This window comes from Protaetiibacter larvae (genome assembly GCF_008365275.1).
GTDB lineage: Bacteria > Actinomycetota > Actinomycetes > Actinomycetales > Microbacteriaceae > Homoserinibacter > Homoserinibacter larvae.
Map to the genome: position 1 here is coordinate 1,268,267 of NZ_CP043504.1, position 14,516 is coordinate 1,282,782.

Annotated in this window: 15 protein-coding genes; 8 read left to right on the top strand and 7 right to left on the bottom strand. The window is 70.6% G+C overall.

The window, feature by feature from the left end; all coding sequences use genetic code 11:
• Positions 1 to 127: 127 nt before the first annotated feature.
• Entirely contained in the window at positions 128 to 1,438 is a 1,311-nt protein-coding gene (gene rmuC, locus FLP23_RS05965) for a DNA recombination protein RmuC (protein ID WP_149325010.1), read from the bottom strand.
• Between the two features lie 270 nt (positions 1,439 to 1,708).
• On the opposite strand from rmuC, the gene FLP23_RS05970 reads away from it, so the two are divergent.
• The gene (locus FLP23_RS05970; protein WP_149325011.1) at positions 1,709 to 3,205 is read left to right on the top strand and encodes a CoA-acylating methylmalonate-semialdehyde dehydrogenase; all 1,497 of its coding nucleotides are present in this window, start codon (positions 1,709 to 1,711) and stop codon (positions 3,203 to 3,205) included.
• Between the two features lie 82 nt (positions 3,206 to 3,287).
• On the opposite strand, the gene FLP23_RS05975 is transcribed toward FLP23_RS05970, so the two are convergent.
• The 3 genes from FLP23_RS05975 to FLP23_RS05985 form a co-directional block, all read right to left on the bottom strand.
• Entirely contained in the window at positions 3,288 to 3,500 is a 213-nt protein-coding gene (locus FLP23_RS05975) for a response regulator (RefSeq protein ID WP_149325012.1), read from the bottom strand.
• A 143-nt stretch (positions 3,501 to 3,643) separates the two neighbouring features.
• Positions 3,644 to 4,237, bottom strand: coding sequence for a 3'-5' exonuclease (locus FLP23_RS05980; protein WP_168200387.1), 594 nt, complete (start codon positions 4,235 to 4,237; stop codon positions 3,644 to 3,646).
• A 175-nt stretch (positions 4,238 to 4,412) separates the two neighbouring features.
• Positions 4,413 to 4,721: a hypothetical protein gene (locus FLP23_RS05985; RefSeq protein ID WP_149325013.1), complete on the bottom strand. Its 309-nt coding sequence runs from the start codon at positions 4,719 to 4,721 to the stop codon at positions 4,413 to 4,415.
• 421 nt (positions 4,722 to 5,142) lie between these two features.
• Between FLP23_RS05985 and ychF the strand changes: the two genes are divergently transcribed.
• On the top strand, positions 5,143 to 6,219 hold the full coding sequence (gene ychF / locus FLP23_RS05990) for a redox-regulated ATPase YchF (RefSeq protein WP_149325014.1): 1,077 nt from the start codon (positions 5,143 to 5,145) through the stop codon (positions 6,217 to 6,219).
• 61 nt (positions 6,220 to 6,280) lie between these two features.
• Here the strand turns inward: ychF and FLP23_RS05995 are convergent, their stop codons facing one another.
• Entirely contained in the window at positions 6,281 to 6,865 is a 585-nt protein-coding gene (locus FLP23_RS05995; protein WP_149325015.1) for a 1-acyl-sn-glycerol-3-phosphate acyltransferase, read from the bottom strand.
• Between the two features lie 36 nt (positions 6,866 to 6,901).
• Here FLP23_RS05995 and FLP23_RS06000 point away from each other — a divergent pair, with 36 nt between their 5' ends.
• The 5 genes from FLP23_RS06000 (at position 6,902) to FLP23_RS06020 (ending at position 11,494) form a co-directional block, all read left to right on the top strand.
• Positions 6,902 to 7,711 carry an SGNH/GDSL hydrolase family protein gene (locus tag FLP23_RS06000; protein ID WP_210413971.1) on the top strand — a complete coding sequence of 270 codons (810 nt, stop codon included), beginning with the start codon at positions 6,902 to 6,904 and terminating at the stop codon, positions 7,709 to 7,711.
• A gap of 61 nt (positions 7,712 to 7,772) precedes the next feature.
• The gene (gene glsA / locus FLP23_RS06005; protein WP_149325016.1) at positions 7,773 to 8,807 is read left to right on the top strand and encodes a glutaminase A; all 1,035 of its coding nucleotides are present in this window, start codon (positions 7,773 to 7,775) and stop codon (positions 8,805 to 8,807) included.
• Entirely contained in the window at positions 8,804 to 10,435 is a 1,632-nt protein-coding gene (locus FLP23_RS06010; protein WP_168200388.1) for an MFS transporter, read from the top strand. The genes glsA and FLP23_RS06010 overlap by 4 nt, the downstream gene beginning before the upstream one ends.
• Entirely contained in the window at positions 10,432 to 11,187 is a 756-nt protein-coding gene (locus FLP23_RS06015; protein WP_149325017.1) for a hypothetical protein, read from the top strand. Before FLP23_RS06010 ends, FLP23_RS06015 begins: the two co-directional genes overlap by 4 nt.
• Before the next feature lie 4 nt (positions 11,188 to 11,191).
• Positions 11,192 to 11,494 carry a DUF7882 family protein gene (locus FLP23_RS06020; RefSeq protein ID WP_149325018.1) on the top strand — a complete coding sequence of 101 codons (303 nt, stop codon included), beginning with the start codon at positions 11,192 to 11,194 and terminating at the stop codon, positions 11,492 to 11,494.
• On the opposite strand, the gene FLP23_RS06025 is transcribed toward FLP23_RS06020, so the two are convergent.
• Positions 11,466 to 11,825 (bottom strand): DUF7882 family protein, encoded by a 360-nt coding sequence (locus tag FLP23_RS06025; RefSeq protein WP_210413797.1) that lies wholly within the window; start codon positions 11,823 to 11,825, stop codon positions 11,466 to 11,468. The two genes, FLP23_RS06020 and FLP23_RS06025, sit on opposite strands and share 29 nt — an antisense overlap.
• A gap of 153 nt (positions 11,826 to 11,978) precedes the next feature.
• Here FLP23_RS06025 and FLP23_RS06030 point away from each other — a divergent pair, with 153 nt between their 5' ends.
• Positions 11,979 to 13,316: an anaerobic C4-dicarboxylate transporter gene (locus FLP23_RS06030; RefSeq protein WP_149325019.1), complete on the top strand. Its 1,338-nt coding sequence runs from the start codon at positions 11,979 to 11,981 to the stop codon at positions 13,314 to 13,316.
• 75 nt (positions 13,317 to 13,391) lie between these two features.
• On the opposite strand, the gene FLP23_RS06035 is transcribed toward FLP23_RS06030, so the two are convergent.
• A complete protein-coding gene (locus tag FLP23_RS06035; RefSeq protein WP_149325020.1) occupies positions 13,392 to 14,498 on the bottom strand; it encodes an N-formylglutamate amidohydrolase in 1,107 nt (368 codons plus the stop codon).
• Between the last annotated feature and the right edge of the window lie 18 nt (positions 14,499 to 14,516).

Consider the following 14,516-nt stretch of genomic DNA (forward strand, 5'->3'; position numbering starts at 1 on the left):
CCCGCCGCCGGGCGCCCGCCGGTCGAGGAGCCGCCGGAGGCGGCCCCACCCCGCCGGTCGAGTAGCCGCCGGAGGCGGCCCCACCCCGCCGGTCGAGTAGCCGCCGGAGGCGGCGTATCGAGACCCCCTACGCGGATTCCGCGTCGTCGAGCTCGTCGAGCACCGTGAACTCGCTCTGCGTGAGGTGCTTCGGGGCGTCCTCGATCATCCGCGGCTCGCCGATGATCTTCGACTCGTCGAGCGCGTCGAGTCGGCGGGCGGTGACGAGCACCCGCTGCTCGAGCGAGCTCGCGAAGGCGTTGTAGCTCGTGACCGTCGACTCGATCGAGCGCCGCAGTTTGTCGGCGTGCTCGGAGAGCGTCGACAGTCGCGAATACAGCTCCTTCCCCAGGTCGAACAGCCGCTTGGCATCCTCGGTCAGCACGTCCTGCTGCCAGGTGAACGCGATGGTCTTCAGCACCGCCCAGAAGCTCACGGGCGAGGCGAGCGCGATGCGCTTGGAGAAGGCGTACTCCAGCAGCGCCGGATCCTGTTCGAGGGCGGCGGCGAGGAGCGGCTCGTTGGGGATGAACGCGATCGTGAACTCGGGGCTCGTCTCGAGGCCCGTCCAATAGCTCTTGGCCGCGAGCGCATCGACGTGCCCCTTGACCTTCTTGGCGTGCGCGGCGAGCAGCGCGGCGCGGCGCGCCTCCTGCTCCCCGGTCGCGGTGGCGGGGATCGCGCTCGCCTCGATGAAGTCGTTGTACGGCACCTTCGCGTCGACGGCGATCGACTTGCCGCCCGGCAGCTTGACCACCAGGTCAGGGCGTCGCGACCCGGATTCTGCCGCGATCGTCGACTGCAGGGAGAAGTCGACGCGGTTGAGCAGCCCCGCGGACTCGACGAGGGTGCGCAGCTGGGTCTCGCCCCAGACGCCGCGGGTGGCGTTGTTGCTCAGCGCGCTCGCGAGCTTCTCGGCGGTCTGGCTGAGCCGGGCCTCGGACTCCGCGGCCGCCTTGAGCTGCTCGGAGAGCTGCCCGTGCTGCTCGGCGCGCTGGGTCTCGAGCTCGTCCACCTTGCGCTGCATGGCCGTCAGGGTCTCCTTGACGGGGGCGAGCTCGTGGAGCACCTTGTGCTCGGCTGCGGCATCGGCCTGGCGCTGCCGCAGCTCGGCCTGCTGGCGCTCGACGAGGTCGCGATACTGCTGCTGGGCGCCGGCGAGCTGCTCGCGCAGCCCCGTGAGGGAGGCCTCGGCCGCGGCGAGGGTGCGCTCCACGTCCGCCCGCGCGGCCGCCTCGGCGGCGCGCACCTCGCTCACGACCGCCGCGTGCCGGGCTTCGAGCAGGGCGGCGTCCGCTCCCGTCGACCCGCGCGTGGCGCGCAGCACGAGCGCGGTCGCCACGACGCCGACCGCGAGGCCGATCACGAGCCCGATGAGCAGCGGCAGCAGAGCATCCATGGCTTCAGTGTCGCAGCGCCCCCCGACATCCCGTCCCCGACATCCCGCCGCCGCATCCTGCCGCCGCATCCCGCCGCCGCATCCCGCCGCCACATCCTGCCGCCGCATCCCGGCCATCCACCCCAGAAATGCAGGAGGTCTGGCGCCGGACGCCCGTGACCTGGGATATCCGCCCCCGTGCACCCCGGTTTCTCCTGCATTTCTGGCAGTCAGGACGGGTCGGCGCCAGCGCTAAATGTTCGGGAAATGTCTCCGGAGTAGCCTCCTGGCATGGCCATTGAGATCCTCGACCACTGGGTGGGCGGCGCCGTCTTCACGGGCGAATCCACGCGCACCGCCCCCGTCTACAACCCCGCGAAGGGTGTCGTGCAGAAGGAGGTGCGGCTGGCATCCACGGCGGATGTCGCCCACGCCGTCGCCACCGCGAAGGCCGCGTTCCCGGCGTGGAGCGAGGCCAGCTGGGCGAAGCGCCAGACGGTGCTCTTCGCCTTCCGCGAGATCCTCAACGCGCGCAAGGCGGAGCTCGGCGCGATCCTCACGGCAGAGCACGGCAAGGTCACCTCGGATGCTTTGGGCGAGATCGCCCGCGGTCTCGAGGTGGTGGAGTTCGCGTGCGGCATCCCGCACCTCGCGAAGGGCGAGTACTCCGAGAACGTGTCGACCGGCGTCGACGTCTATTCGCTGCGGCAGCCGCTCGGCGTGGTGGGCATCATCAGCCCGTTCAACTTCCCGGCGATGGTGCCGATGTGGTTCTTCCCCATCGCGATCGCCACCGGCAACACGGTCGTGCTGAAGCCGTCCGAGAAGGACCCGTCGGCGGCGATCTGGATGGCCGAGGCGCTGCGCGAGGCGGGGCTCCCGGATGGCGTGTTCAACGTCGTGCACGGCGACAAGGAGTCGGTCGACGCGATCCTGGAGCACCCGGATGTGGCCTCCATCTCGTTCGTCGGCTCGACGCCGATCGCGAAGTACGTGTACGAGCGCGGCACCGCGGCGGGCAAGCGCGTGCAGGCGCTCGGCGGGGCGAAGAACCACATGCTCGTGCTGCCGGATGCCGACCTCGACCTCGTCGCCGACTCCGCGGTCAACGCCGGCTTCGGTTCGGCGGGGGAGCGCTGCATGGCGATCTCGGTGGTCGTCGCGGTGGAGCCGGTGGCCGACGAGCTGATCGGCAAGATCCGCGACCGGATGGCGACCCTCACGGTCGGCGACGGCACGCGCGGCTGCGACATGGGTCCGCTCATCACGCGCGAGCATCGCGACAAGGTGGCCGGCTACCTCGACGTGGCGGTGACGGATGGGGCCGAGCTCGTCGTGGACGGCCGCGGCGTGCAACCCGACGGCGAGGCCGACGGCTTCTGGGTGGGGCCGACGCTCATCGACAAGGTGCCCACCTCGTCCGCCGTCTACCGGGACGAGATCTTCGGCCCGGTGCTCTCGGTGGTTCGGGTCGCGTCGTACGAGGAGGGTCTCGCCCTCATCAACGCCGGCCGCTACGGCAACGGCACCGCGATCTTCACGAACGACGGCGGTGCTGCCCGGCGCTTCCAGCGCGAGGTGCAGGTGGGCATGGTGGGCATCAACGTGCCGATCCCGGTGCCGGTGGGCTACTTCTCCTTCGGCGGCTGGAAGGATTCGCTGTTCGGCGACACGAAGGCGTACGGCCCGGATGCCATCCACTTCTTCACGCGCCAGAAGGCGATCACCTCGCGCTGGCTGGACCCCTCGCACGGCGGCATCAACCTGGGCTTCCCCCAGAACGGCTGATCGCGGCTGGAGCCGCGACCTCGCGGCGGGGGATACGCGTCCCGCCGCGAGGTCGTTTCTCCCGCCGAAGTCGGCGGATGCGTCAGATCTGCGCGTCGTAGCGGTACGGAACGGTGGTCGGCCCGTCGTGCGGGCCGGTGTTCTCGGCGTCGCCGGCGCGGCGGTAGATGAGCTGCCCCTGCTCCCACGGCAGCACGAGCTCGTCGTCGACCGCGTCGAGGTCGTCCGTGTCGAGGGGGATGATCTGCGCGTCGAGCGGTCCGCCGGCGAGGCGGGCCAGGATGGTGTCGGCCATGGCTCCTCCGTTCGAGCGTCAGCCTACGCGCGGCGGCGGGGGAAACGACCTCGCGGCGGGACGCGTATCTCCCGCCGTCGGGTCGCGGCTCCAGCCGCGCCATGAAACGACGGAGGATGTGCGACGGCTCCGGATGCGACGGCTCAGGATGCGGCGGCGACGGCCGCGGCGGGCGCGAGGGTGCTGAGGCGGATGCCGGCGAGGCCCGCGAGCTCGGGCAGGTCGATCGCGCCGTGGCGGTCGGCCGCGTGGATCATGATGGCCGCGCACGCCTCGGCGTCGGCGACCGCGTCGTGGTGCGGGAAGTCCTCGAAGCCGGCGGCCATCGCCACCATCGGCAGGCGGTACGACTCGAGGTGGTAGGTCTTGCGGGCGAGCTGCAGGCTGCACATGTAGGTGTAGCTCGGCACCTCGAGGCCGGTCGCGGCGCACGCGGCGCGGATGACGCCCATGTCGAAGCCCGCGTTGTGGGCGACCAGGATGTCGCGCCCCGCGAACTCGAGCAGGTCGGGCAGCTGATCCACCCACCCCGGCGCCCCGATCACGTCGTCGGCGCGGATGCCGTGGATGCGCGTGTTCCACTCCACGAAGTGGTCGTGCCCGGGTGGCGGCTGGATGAGCCACCCGATGCGGTCGACGATCTGCCCGTCGCGCACCTTCACGAGCCCGACCGAGCAGGCACTGGCGCTGGAGCCGTTCGCAGTCTCGAAATCGATCGCGGTGAAATCCAGGGGCACGTCCCGACTCTCGCACGGGGCACCGACAGCGCTCCCGGGGCGCGCCGCGCGCCGCGGCATCCGGTCGCGCAGCCGGCGGGGGCACGCGGCGGGCGGCACGCGGCGGGCGAACGCGGCGGGGCCGTCGCCGGTGTTCCGACGACGGCCCCGATGGTGGTTGCTGTGGCGTGCGTGCTCAGCGGATGCGGATGAGTGCCCCGCATCCCACCTCGCGATCGCGCCGCCACTGTTGGGCCTGCACCGCGAGCGTGTGCTCCCGGTGCAGGAGGGCGAGCTCGAGCCGGTTGGCCCGGCGCTCGTAGCGGGCGAGCTCACGGCCGGGGCGGCGGCCCCAGCGGATGAGCGCCATCCCGAGCCGCAGCGCGGCCCGGTCGATGAGGCCCACCCGGCGCTCCGTGCGGGCGACCGTCGCGGCGGTCTGCTCCACGGTGTGCATGGTGGGCGAATGGGTGTGACGCTCCTCGCGCGTCAGCGTGCTGTTCATGGTGGTGTCCTCAGCTGTGGTGGATGGCGGAGCGGCCGGGTGGGCCGCCCCACGAGGTGCCGCTCATGGCGGCACGGTACCGACCACCGCCGACGTGGCGGGGTCGTGGACGGGACGAGATCGCGGACGCCAGATGGCTTCCGGATCGTGCTTCGAGAGCGTCGCCACCGTCGGGGACGGTGGCGCAGAAACGCCTAGCCTTCCCGGACGGAGAGGACGCCGACGAAGCCGGCGCGAGGTGCGAGCGTGCGCTCGCGGCGGGTGATTGCTGCCTTCAACATCTCCGGCTCCTTTCGGGATCAGGTGCGCCAACTCTTGACGCGGTTGCCCACGGTAGCCCGGTCCCGCATCCGCGCGCAACCATCCCGGGCGTGTCGCGGGCCACCGGTGCCGGATCGGCCTGCCGGTAGGCTGGATGCTCGTGGCTCTCACCATCGGCATCGTCGGGCTCCCCAACGTGGGCAAGTCCACCCTCTTCAACGCGCTCACCAAGAACACGGTGCTCGCGGCGAACTACCCGTTCGCCACGATCGAGCCGAACGTGGGGGTCGTCAACCTCCCCGACGAGCGCCTTCAGGTGCTCGCGCAGATCTTCGGCAGCGAGCGCATCCTGCCCGCCACGGTGAGCTTCGTCGACATCGCCGGCATCGTGAAGGGCGCGAGCGAGGGCGAGGGGCTCGGCAACCAGTTCCTGGCCAACATCCGCGAGGCCGACGCGATCGCCCAGGTGGTGCGCGGGTTCGCGGATGCGGATGTCGTGCACGTCGCGGGCGCCGTGAACCCGCGCGACGACCTCGAGGTGATCACGACCGAGCTGGCGTTGGCCGACCTGCAGACCCTCGAGAAGGCGATCGTGCGCCTCGAGAAGGAGGTCAAGGGCAAGAAGGCCGACCCCGCGGTGCTGGATGCGGCGCTCGCCGCGAAGCAGGCGCTCGACGCCGGCACGCCGCTGTCGCGCGCCACCGGCATCGAGCTGCCGCTGCTCAAGGAGCTCGGCCTGATGACCGCGAAGCCCATCATCTACGTCTTCAACGTGGATGAGGCGGTGCTCACCGACGACGCCCGCAAGGCCGAGCTCGCCGCCCTCGTGGCGCCCGCGAAGGCGGTCTTCCTCGACGCCAAGGTCGAGTCGGAGCTCATCGACCTCGACCCCGAGGACGCCGCCGAGCTGCTCGCCTCCACGGGTCAGGACGAGTCCGGCCTCGACCAGCTGGCCCGGATCGGCTTCGACACCCTGGGCCTGCAGACCTACCTCACGGCCGGCCCCAAGGAGTCGCGCGCCTGGACCATCCGCAAGGGCTGGAAGGCCCCGCAGGCGGCGGGCGTCATCCACACCGATTTCGAGCGGGGCTTCATCAAGGCCGAGGTGACCTCCTTCGAGGACCTGGTGGCCGCGGGCTCGCTCGCCGAGGCCCGCGCGCGCGGCAAGGCCCGCATCGAGGGCAAGGACTACGTCATGCAGGACGGCGACGTGGTGGAGTTCCGCTTCAACGTGTAGTCGAACGCGACGACCCGTCGTATCCGGGGCCCTATTCCCGCGGATAGGCCACCGGATACGACTACTCGACGGGGATGGGGGCGAGCTCGGAGGCCAGGCGCGGCTCGACGCGGCGCTCCGGGTGGTAGCCGGACTTGTCGGCGTAGAAGGCGCGGATGCGGTCCATGTCGGTCGGGACGTCGCCCGTGATCGCGAAGGTCGGCCCGAGCCCGACGGTGCGCGTGGTGCGGTCCACGTAGCCGAGGGTGACGGGCATCCCGGTCTCCTGGGCGATCCGGGAGAAGCCCGACTTCCAGTGGGTGTTGCCGCCGCGCGTGCCGTCCGGGGTGACGACCAGGCCGAACACCTCACCCGAGCGCACGCGCGCGACCACCTCGCCGACGACGCGGCTCGGGTCGGAGCGGTCCACCGGGATGCCGCCGAGCGCGCGCATGATCGGCCCGCGCCAGCCCGCGAACAGGCTCTTCTTGCCGAGCCAGCGGATGTCGATGCCGAGCCGCCAGGCGATCGCGAGCATGAACACGAAGTCCCAGTTGGAGGTGTGCGGGGCGCCGAGGAGGATGGTCGGCTGCGTGGGTGCCGGCTCACTGCGCAGCTTCCAGGGGCTGAACGCCCAGAACAGGCGGGCGATGAGTCGACGCAGCATCCGGCAACGGTACGTCACGGTCATGCCGGGGGAGGCATGCGTCGAGGCGACGGTATCGTCGAGGAGGTGACCGACAGCTCCACCCTTCCCATCCGCTTCGTCGCGATCGGCGACTCCTTCACGGAGGGGGTCGGCGATGAGCGCCCCGACGGGACCCCGCGCGGATGGGCGGATCTGGTCGCCGAAGGCTGGGCCGACGCGCTCGGCGCCCCCGTCGCGTACGCGAATCTGGCGATCCGCGGCCGGCTCGTGCAGCCGATCGTCGAGGAGCAGCTCGAGCCCGCGCTCGCCCTCAAGCCGACGCACCTCAGCTTCAACGGGGGCGGCAACGACATGCTGCGTCCGCGCGCCGACCTCGACGCCATCCTCGCCGCCTACGCCCAGGTGCTGCGTCGCTGCGACGAGGAGGGCGTGCAATTGGTGCTGCTCTCGGGAGGCAACCCCTCCGGGCAGCTGCCGATGCGCGGCATGATCAAACGCCGCGGCGACCTGCTCACCGAGCGGGTGGTGGCGGCGCTCGCCGGCCGGCCGGATGTGGTCCGCGCCCTCAACTGGGGCGACGACACGCTCGCCGCCCCCGCGTTCTGGTCGGAGGACCGCCTGCACCTCAACGCCCGCGGCCACCACCGCGTGGCCGCCCGCGTGCTCGAGGCACTCGGACAGCGGGTGCCGGACGGCTGGTGGTCCCTCCCCGCGGACTCCGCCGCCGCATCGCGTCCGCACGGTCTCGCCTACTACCGCGCGCACGTCGGTCCGTGGATCCACCGCCGTCTCACGGGCACCTCCTCCGGCGACGGTCGGATCGCGAAGTACGGAGACTGGACGAGCATCCTGCCGAAAAGCTGAGCGACTCACTAGGCTGATCCTCGCCGAAGCCGTCTCACGCGCATCGTCAGAGGAAGCCGCCATGCTCGCCGATCTGCCCCCCGCACCGCACCGGATCTCCACGGGATCCCTTCCGGGGTGGGACGAGGTGGATCGGCTCGTGATCGAGGCCCACGCGTACGCGAAGGCGAGCACGGACGGCGAGATCGCCACCTACATCCCGCGGCTGGCCGCCGTCGACCCGGAGCTGTTCGGGGTGAGCGTCGCCGAGGTCGACGGCGCGGTGCACACCGCGGGGGATGCCGAGGTCGCGTTCTCGATCCAGTCGATCTCGAAGGCCTTCGTCTACGCGCTCGTGATCGAGCGGCTCGGCCACGAGGCGGTGCGCGAACGCGTGGGTGTCAACAACACCGGGCTCCCCTTCAACTCGGTGGTCGCGATCGAGCTCAACAACGGCCACCCGATGAACCCGATGGTGAATGCGGGGGCGATCGCGACGACCGCCCTCGTGCCCGCCGCCTCCGCGGAGGAGCGCTGGGCGGCGATCCAGGACGGCCTCTCCGCCTTCGCGGGTCGCCGGCTCGAGCTCGACGGCGAGGTGTACACCTCGGAGGCGGACACCAACCAGCGCAACCGCGCCATCGGAACCCTGCTGCAGGCCTACGGACGCATCGACGCCGACCCGCTCGCCGCGGTCGACGTGTACACCCGGCAGTGCTCGCTGCTCGTCACCGCCGCCGACCTCGCCGTCATGGGAGCGACGCTCGCGGACGGCGGGGTCAACCCGGTCACCGGGCAGCGCGTCGTCTCGGCGTCGGTCGCCCGCGACACGCTCGCCGTGCTCGCCTCGACGGGCCTCTACGAGCGCTCGGGGGAGTGGCTGTTCGAAATCGGCCTGCCGGGGAAGTCGGGGGTCGCGGGCGGCATCGTCACCGTCTCGCCCGGCAAGGGCGCGATCGGCGTGTTCTCGCCGCGGCTCGACCCGGCCGGCAACAGCGTGCGCGGCCAGCTCGCCACGCGGTTCCTCTCCCAGGCTCTCGGCCTCGACGTCTTCGCATCCGATGTGCACCAGCACGGGCCTCACCCGTACAGCCGCGAGAAAGGCGGAACCCCATGACCACCACGGCCACGGCCACCGATCAGGAGCAGCGCAACTCCTGGGTCCCCATGTTCGGCCTGTTCCTCGGGCAAGTGCTCATGTCATTCAACGTGGCGCTGCTGCCCGTGTCGCTCGGGGGCATGGTCGCCGAGTTCGGGGTGGCGCCGACCGTCGCGAGCACCGCGATCGTGGTCTACGGGCTCGCCGTCGCCGCGCTCGTCATGGTGGGCGCCAAGATCGGGCAGCGCGTCGGATGGGTGCTGATCTTCCGCATCGTCGTCGCGATCTTCGCCATCTCCTCGGTGCTCATGCTCGTCGGTCCGACCGTCTGGTGGATCATCGGCGCGCAGGCGCTCGCGGGCGCCTCTGCCGCGATCATCGTGCCGTCGCTCGTGGCCCTCATCGCCGAGAACTACCATGGCCGGCAGCAGGCCACCGCGATCGGCTCGCTCGGTTCTGCTCGTGCCCTCTCGGGGGTGAGCGCCTTCCTGATCGGCGGCGCGCTCGGCACCCTGCTCGGCGGATGGCGTCCGGCCTTCTTCATCGTGCTCGGCGTCGCGCTGGCCGTGTTCCTGCTGAGCTTCCGGCTGCGCTCCGACAAGGGCAACCCGGGCATCAAGATCGACGTGGTCGCCGCGATCCTCATCGGTCTCGCGGTCGTGCTGCTCACCTTCGGCTTCAACAACCTGAACGCCTGGGGTCTGCTGCAGGCGCGTGAGGGCGCCCCCTTCGACGTCGGCGGCCTGTCGCCGGCGCCGCTGCTCATCGTCGCGGGCATCGTGCTCGGTCAGGCGTTCTTCCTGTGGACCCGCCGCCGCACCAAGAAGGGCAAGGTGCCGCTCGTCAGCCTCTCGGTGCTCGCCCGCCCGAGCGAACGCGCGGCCGTCTACGCGATGTTCATCGTGGTGGCGCTCGAGGCGGCGCTCAACTTCACGGTGCCGCTCTACATCCAGATCGTGCAGGGCCGCACCCCCTTCGACACCTCACTCGCGATGATGCCGTTCAACCTCACGGTGTTCGTCACGGCGACGCTCGTGGTGCGCTTCTACACGCGCTTCAGCTCGAAGGCGATCGGCGTCTTCGGCTTCATCCTGACCACGGCGGCGCTCGTGTGGCTGTCGTTCGTGGTGACGAACAACTGGGAGACGCTGCCCACGATCCTGGGCCTGTTCGTCTTCGGCGTGGGTCAGGGCGCGCTCGTGACGCTCGTGTTCAACGTGCTCGTCACGGCGGCCCCCAAGGAGCTCGCGGGGGATGTCGGATCGATCCGCGGCACCACCCAGAACCTCGCCTCCGCGGTCGGCACGGCGGTCGCGGGCGCGCTGCTCGTGACGATCCTCTCGATCAACATCGGTCGTGCCGTCACCGAGAACGTCTACCTGCCGCCGGAGCTCACCGACGAGGTGTCGCTCGAGAACGCGAACTTCGTCTCGAACGACGCGCTGCGCGAACTGCTCGCCGGGACCGACGCCACCGAGTCGCAGGTGGAGGAGTTCGTGTCGATCAACGAGGAGTCCCGCCTCGCGGCGCTGCGCCTCGGCCTGCTGATCCTGGCCGGCGTGAGCGCCCTCGCGATCATCCCGGCCGCTCGCCTGCCGAAGTTCCGTCCGGAGGAGATCCCCGACCCCTCGCCGGAAGACGAGTGAGCGACGGCGGTCGCGACTGGCGGGTTCCCGATGTCCGACGGGTCACCGGGTTCTCCGCGCTCGTCGTGGCGGTCGCGATGGCGTTCGAGGCGGTGCGGCAGCTGATCGACGGCGGCCGTCCGGGGCTCGACGAGCCGGACGCGCTCGCCGAGTACTTCGAGCGCACCGCGAACGGCACGCTCGTGGTGGTGCTGTCGGACACGATCCTCATGACGAGCCTGATCGTGTTCCTCGGTTGCTTCCGGCAGCTCGTGACCACCCGGACGCCCGGGCTCTCCTGGGTGGCGGACATCGGTTTCGGCGCGGGCCTGGTCTATGTGGCCGTGACGCTCGTCGGTGACGCCATGACGGGCGGGGCGGGTCTCGACGCGAGCGGCGGGGATGCGGACCCGGTGATCATCCGGGCGCTCATCGAAGGCCACATGCTGCTGTTCGGCGCGATCGGCTGCATCCTCACCGCCGTCGTGATGACCTCGGCGGGCTTCCTCGTGCTCGCCTCCCGGATCCTGCCGCGCTGGACCGGGGTGTTCGCCTTCGTCGCCGCGGGGCTCAACCTGCTCGCCGTGCCCACGATGTTCGGCGGCACGGACGAGACCTCGCTGTTCTCGGTCGGCGGTTGGGCGAACGCGGTGCTCGCGGTGTTCCCCTTCCTGCTGTGGGTGGTGCTCGTGGGCGTGTTCACCGTGCGCGGCCGGGAGCGTCATGAGCAGTGGGCGAGGCGGCGCCGTGGCGCCGTCGGCGCCCTACGATGAGCGGATGGGTCGGCTCAATTACGCGGGGCACTCGATCGACATCGACGATCGCACGCTCGCGCACCTCAAGGTCGCACTGATCACCAAGCTGCGACGCGGCGAGAGCTTCACGCTGTCGTGGACGCACGCGGAAGGCGAACCGGTGGGTCGCTCGACGCTGTGGGTGCATGAGGCGATCCCGCTCCGCTTCGAGTTCGACTCCCTCGAACCGCCGGCGCTCGATCGCGGGTGGATCGAGGAGATCCTGCGCTCCGCGAACAGCACGGGCGGCATCCAGATCATCGCGCCGGATGGTCCTTCCGTTTGACGCTGTTGTCCTTCGCGCGCACGAGCTGCTCGGTCGCGGGGTCGTCGCCGAGTTGGAGCCCCCGGTTCGAGCCGGCCTGCACGACGAGCTCCTCGAGCCACTCCTTGTCGATGAGCGGCGTGCGACTGCCCGAATAGCGGAAGAACATCGGGATGCCGTTGTCGATCCACGCGGAGCTGCGTCCGTCACCGACCTCGGTGGAGTCCCGCCAGCTGAGCATGAACGACTCCCGGCGCCGCAGTTTCGCGCCGATCAGGAGTTCGAGGTGGGCGAGCGTGCGATCGTCGAACGAGACCTCGATCGCGGGTGCACCGTAGATCAACGAGCCCATCGGCCCCCCTCCGGATCCGGCGACCGGTCGGCGGCCTGGTGTGGCCGATGCTACGGCACGACGCTCCGGATGTCGCCTCTCCCGATGAGGGTGCCTCGGGACTAGGCTGACGCACGCCCGGACTCACCGCTCCGGACTCGGCGAGGAGGCCACGTGGACATCCTGCTTTTCATCCTCGAACTGCTCGTCGTTCTCGGCGCGATCATCATGGGCACCCGCTCGAGCGGCGTCGGCCTCGGTCTGTGGGGTGGTGTCGGCGTCGCGGTGCTCGTCTTCGTGTTCCGTCTCGCCCCCGGCGACCCGCCCGTGCAGGCGCTGCTCATCGTGCTCGCGGTGGTGCTCGCCTCGAGCGTCATGCAGGTGGCGGGCGGCATCGACTGGATGGTGTCCATCGCGGCGAAGCTCATCGCCCGCAACCCCAAGCAGATCACCCTCGTCGCGCCGCTCGTGTCGTTCCTGTTCTCGGTCGGCGCGGGAACCTCGAACATCCTGTACCCACTGCTCCCGGTCATCCAGGACCTCTCCTATCGCAACGGGATCCGGCCCTCGCGTCCGCTCTCCCTCTCGGTCGTGTCGACCGGCGTCGCCCTCGCCTGCAGCCCCGTCTCGGCGGCGATGGCGGCCATGATCGCCCTCACCTCGCCGCACGGATTCGAGCTCATCGACATCGTCAAGGTCACCCTCCCGGCGGCGATCGTCGGCATCGTCGTGGTGAGCTTCCTGGTGCGCCGGCTCGGCAAGGACATCGAGAACGACCCCGACATCCAGGCGAAGATCAGCTCCGGTCAGATCCCCGCCCCGGGTGGCGGCGGTGCGGCGGTGGCCGTCGAGGTGAAGGCGACGACCGCGGGTCGCAACGCCGCCCTCATCTTCCTGCTCGGTGTCGTCGCGATCGTCGTGTTCGGACTGTTCCCGGCGATCCGGCCGCCGTATGTCGGCGGCGACCCGATCGACATGACGGCGATCATCGAGATCATCATGTTCGTCGCCGGCGCGCTCATCCTGCTCATCAGCCGACCGAAGGTGTCGGAGGTGCCGACCGCGACCGTGTTCCGCGCCGGTATGGTCTCGGCCATCGCCCTCTTCGGTCTCGCCTGGCTCACGAGCACCTTCCTCAACGCCTATCAGACGGAGATCGCCGAGTCGATCGGCGGGCTCGTGCAGGTGGCGCCGTGGATCTTCGCGCTCGGCATCTTCGTGGTGTGCGTGCTCACGACGAGCCAGTCGACGGCCACCAACACGATCGTGCCGATCGGCATCGCGGCCGGGGTGCCGCTCGGGCTGCTGTCGGGCATGTGGGCGGGTGCCTTCGCGGGCATCTACCTGCTGCCGACGAACGGCTCGCAGATCGCCGCCGCGAACTTCGACACCTCCGGGTCGACGAAGCTCGGCACGAAGCTCGTCGACCACTCCTTCGCCATCCCGACGGTCGCCCTCGCCGTCGTCACGATCGCGGTGGGCGCGCTGTTCGGCGTCCTCTGGGGCGGCTGACCTCATCCCGCGAGATGTCACCTGTTGCAGAAAATCGGCTCGAAACCTGCAACAGGTGACATCTCGCGGGATCGACTAGGCGGTGGCGGCTCGATAGGCGTCCCAGGAGGCCCTGCAGGCGTGGGCGAGGGCGTCGATGTGGGCGGGGTCGTACTCGACCCAGCCGGTGCCCGGCTCGTGCAGCACCGCGGTGGCGGCCTCCCCCAGCAGGTACTCCCGCAGGAACTCGGCCTGCACCGCCGAGAGGCTGACGCCCGCCTCCGCCGCCTCCGCGGCCCGCGTGCGGAACAGTGCCCCCGCCTGCGTGATCTCCTGGCTGCCGAGGTACGGCTTGTTGAGCAGCACATCGCCCGGATCCGTGGCCCCGAAACCGATCCGATGCGCCTCGGCGAGCTCGCGCAGCAGCTCGGGATCCATCGTCACCGGGTCGCCCTCGACCCCGCGATCCTCGCCGAGCAGGTCGCCGCGGTTCGACAGCGAGACGATCGGCGGCAGCTCGTCCTTCTCCTCCCGCGGCACGTTGACGGCGCCGTCGATGCGGGTCGTGGTGTTCATGGTGTCGTGGAACGACAGCGTCGTGAACGCGCCGCGCTCGCCGCGCAGGGTGCCGTCGACGAAGCGCTCGAGCAGGCGGTCCCGGGTGTCCTCGTAGACCCGCAGGCCGTGCGCGGCGGCCGTCTCGAAGGCCTGCGCGAGCCGCTCGAACTCGTCCTCGTTCGCCGGCACCCGGATGAGCGGGAAGAAGGAGAACGTCACCGGCCGGATCGGGTCGACGCCCGAGAGGTCCACGCGGTTCATCGGTCCCGCCGCCGCGACGCGCGCGAAGGCCTCGCGCAACTGCGGACGGATGTCGTCGGGTCGCGCACGGTTCGGGTCACGCACCATGCGCGGGTGCGGGTTCACGATCGCCACGATGCGCGGGTCGATCTCCGCCCAGCGGCGCACGATCGCCTCCGTGGCGACATCGGTGTAGTCGAACTGAAGCCGCCGGGTGAACTCGGGCGCGAGGAACTCGTCGAGCTCCGCGGGGATCGCCGAGCCCGCGTGCGGCGCCGAGACGAGCACGTCCGCCTCGGCGATCGCCTGCTCGAGGCTGCGATGCTCGCGATCCGCAAAGAAGGTGATGTCGTCAGGTGCGAACACCGTGCCGGCGGGGATCAGGACGCGCGCGCCTTCGCTCATGCGCCCATCCTGCCGCCG

Coding starts and splice junctions, on each gene's coding strand:
- rmuC (WP_149325010.1), bottom strand. CDS start 1,438: ATGGATGCTCTGCTGCCGCTGCTCATCGGGCTCGTGATCGGCCTCGCG.
- FLP23_RS05970 (WP_149325011.1), top strand. CDS start 1,709: ATGGCCATTGAGATCCTCGACCACTGGGTGGGCGGCGCCGTCTTCACG.
- FLP23_RS05975 (WP_149325012.1), bottom strand. CDS start 3,500: ATGGCCGACACCATCCTGGCCCGCCTCGCCGGCGGACCGCTCGACGCG.
- FLP23_RS05985 (WP_149325013.1), bottom strand. CDS start 4,721: ATGAACAGCACGCTGACGCGCGAGGAGCGTCACACCCATTCGCCCACC.
- FLP23_RS05995 (WP_149325015.1), bottom strand. CDS start 6,865: ATGCTGCGTCGACTCATCGCCCGCCTGTTCTGGGCGTTCAGCCCCTGG.
- FLP23_RS06000 (WP_210413971.1), top strand. CDS start 6,902: ATGCGTCGAGGCGACGGTATCGTCGAGGAGGTGACCGACAGCTCCACC.
- glsA (WP_149325016.1), top strand. CDS start 7,773: ATGCTCGCCGATCTGCCCCCCGCACCGCACCGGATCTCCACGGGATCC.
- FLP23_RS06010 (WP_168200388.1), top strand. CDS start 8,804: ATGACCACCACGGCCACGGCCACCGATCAGGAGCAGCGCAACTCCTGG.
- FLP23_RS06020 (WP_149325018.1), top strand. CDS start 11,192: ATGGGTCGGCTCAATTACGCGGGGCACTCGATCGACATCGACGATCGC.
- FLP23_RS06025 (WP_210413797.1), bottom strand. CDS start 11,825: ATGGGCTCGTTGATCTACGGTGCACCCGCGATCGAGGTCTCGTTCGAC.
- FLP23_RS06035 (WP_149325020.1), bottom strand. CDS start 14,498: ATGAGCGAAGGCGCGCGCGTCCTGATCCCCGCCGGCACGGTGTTCGCA.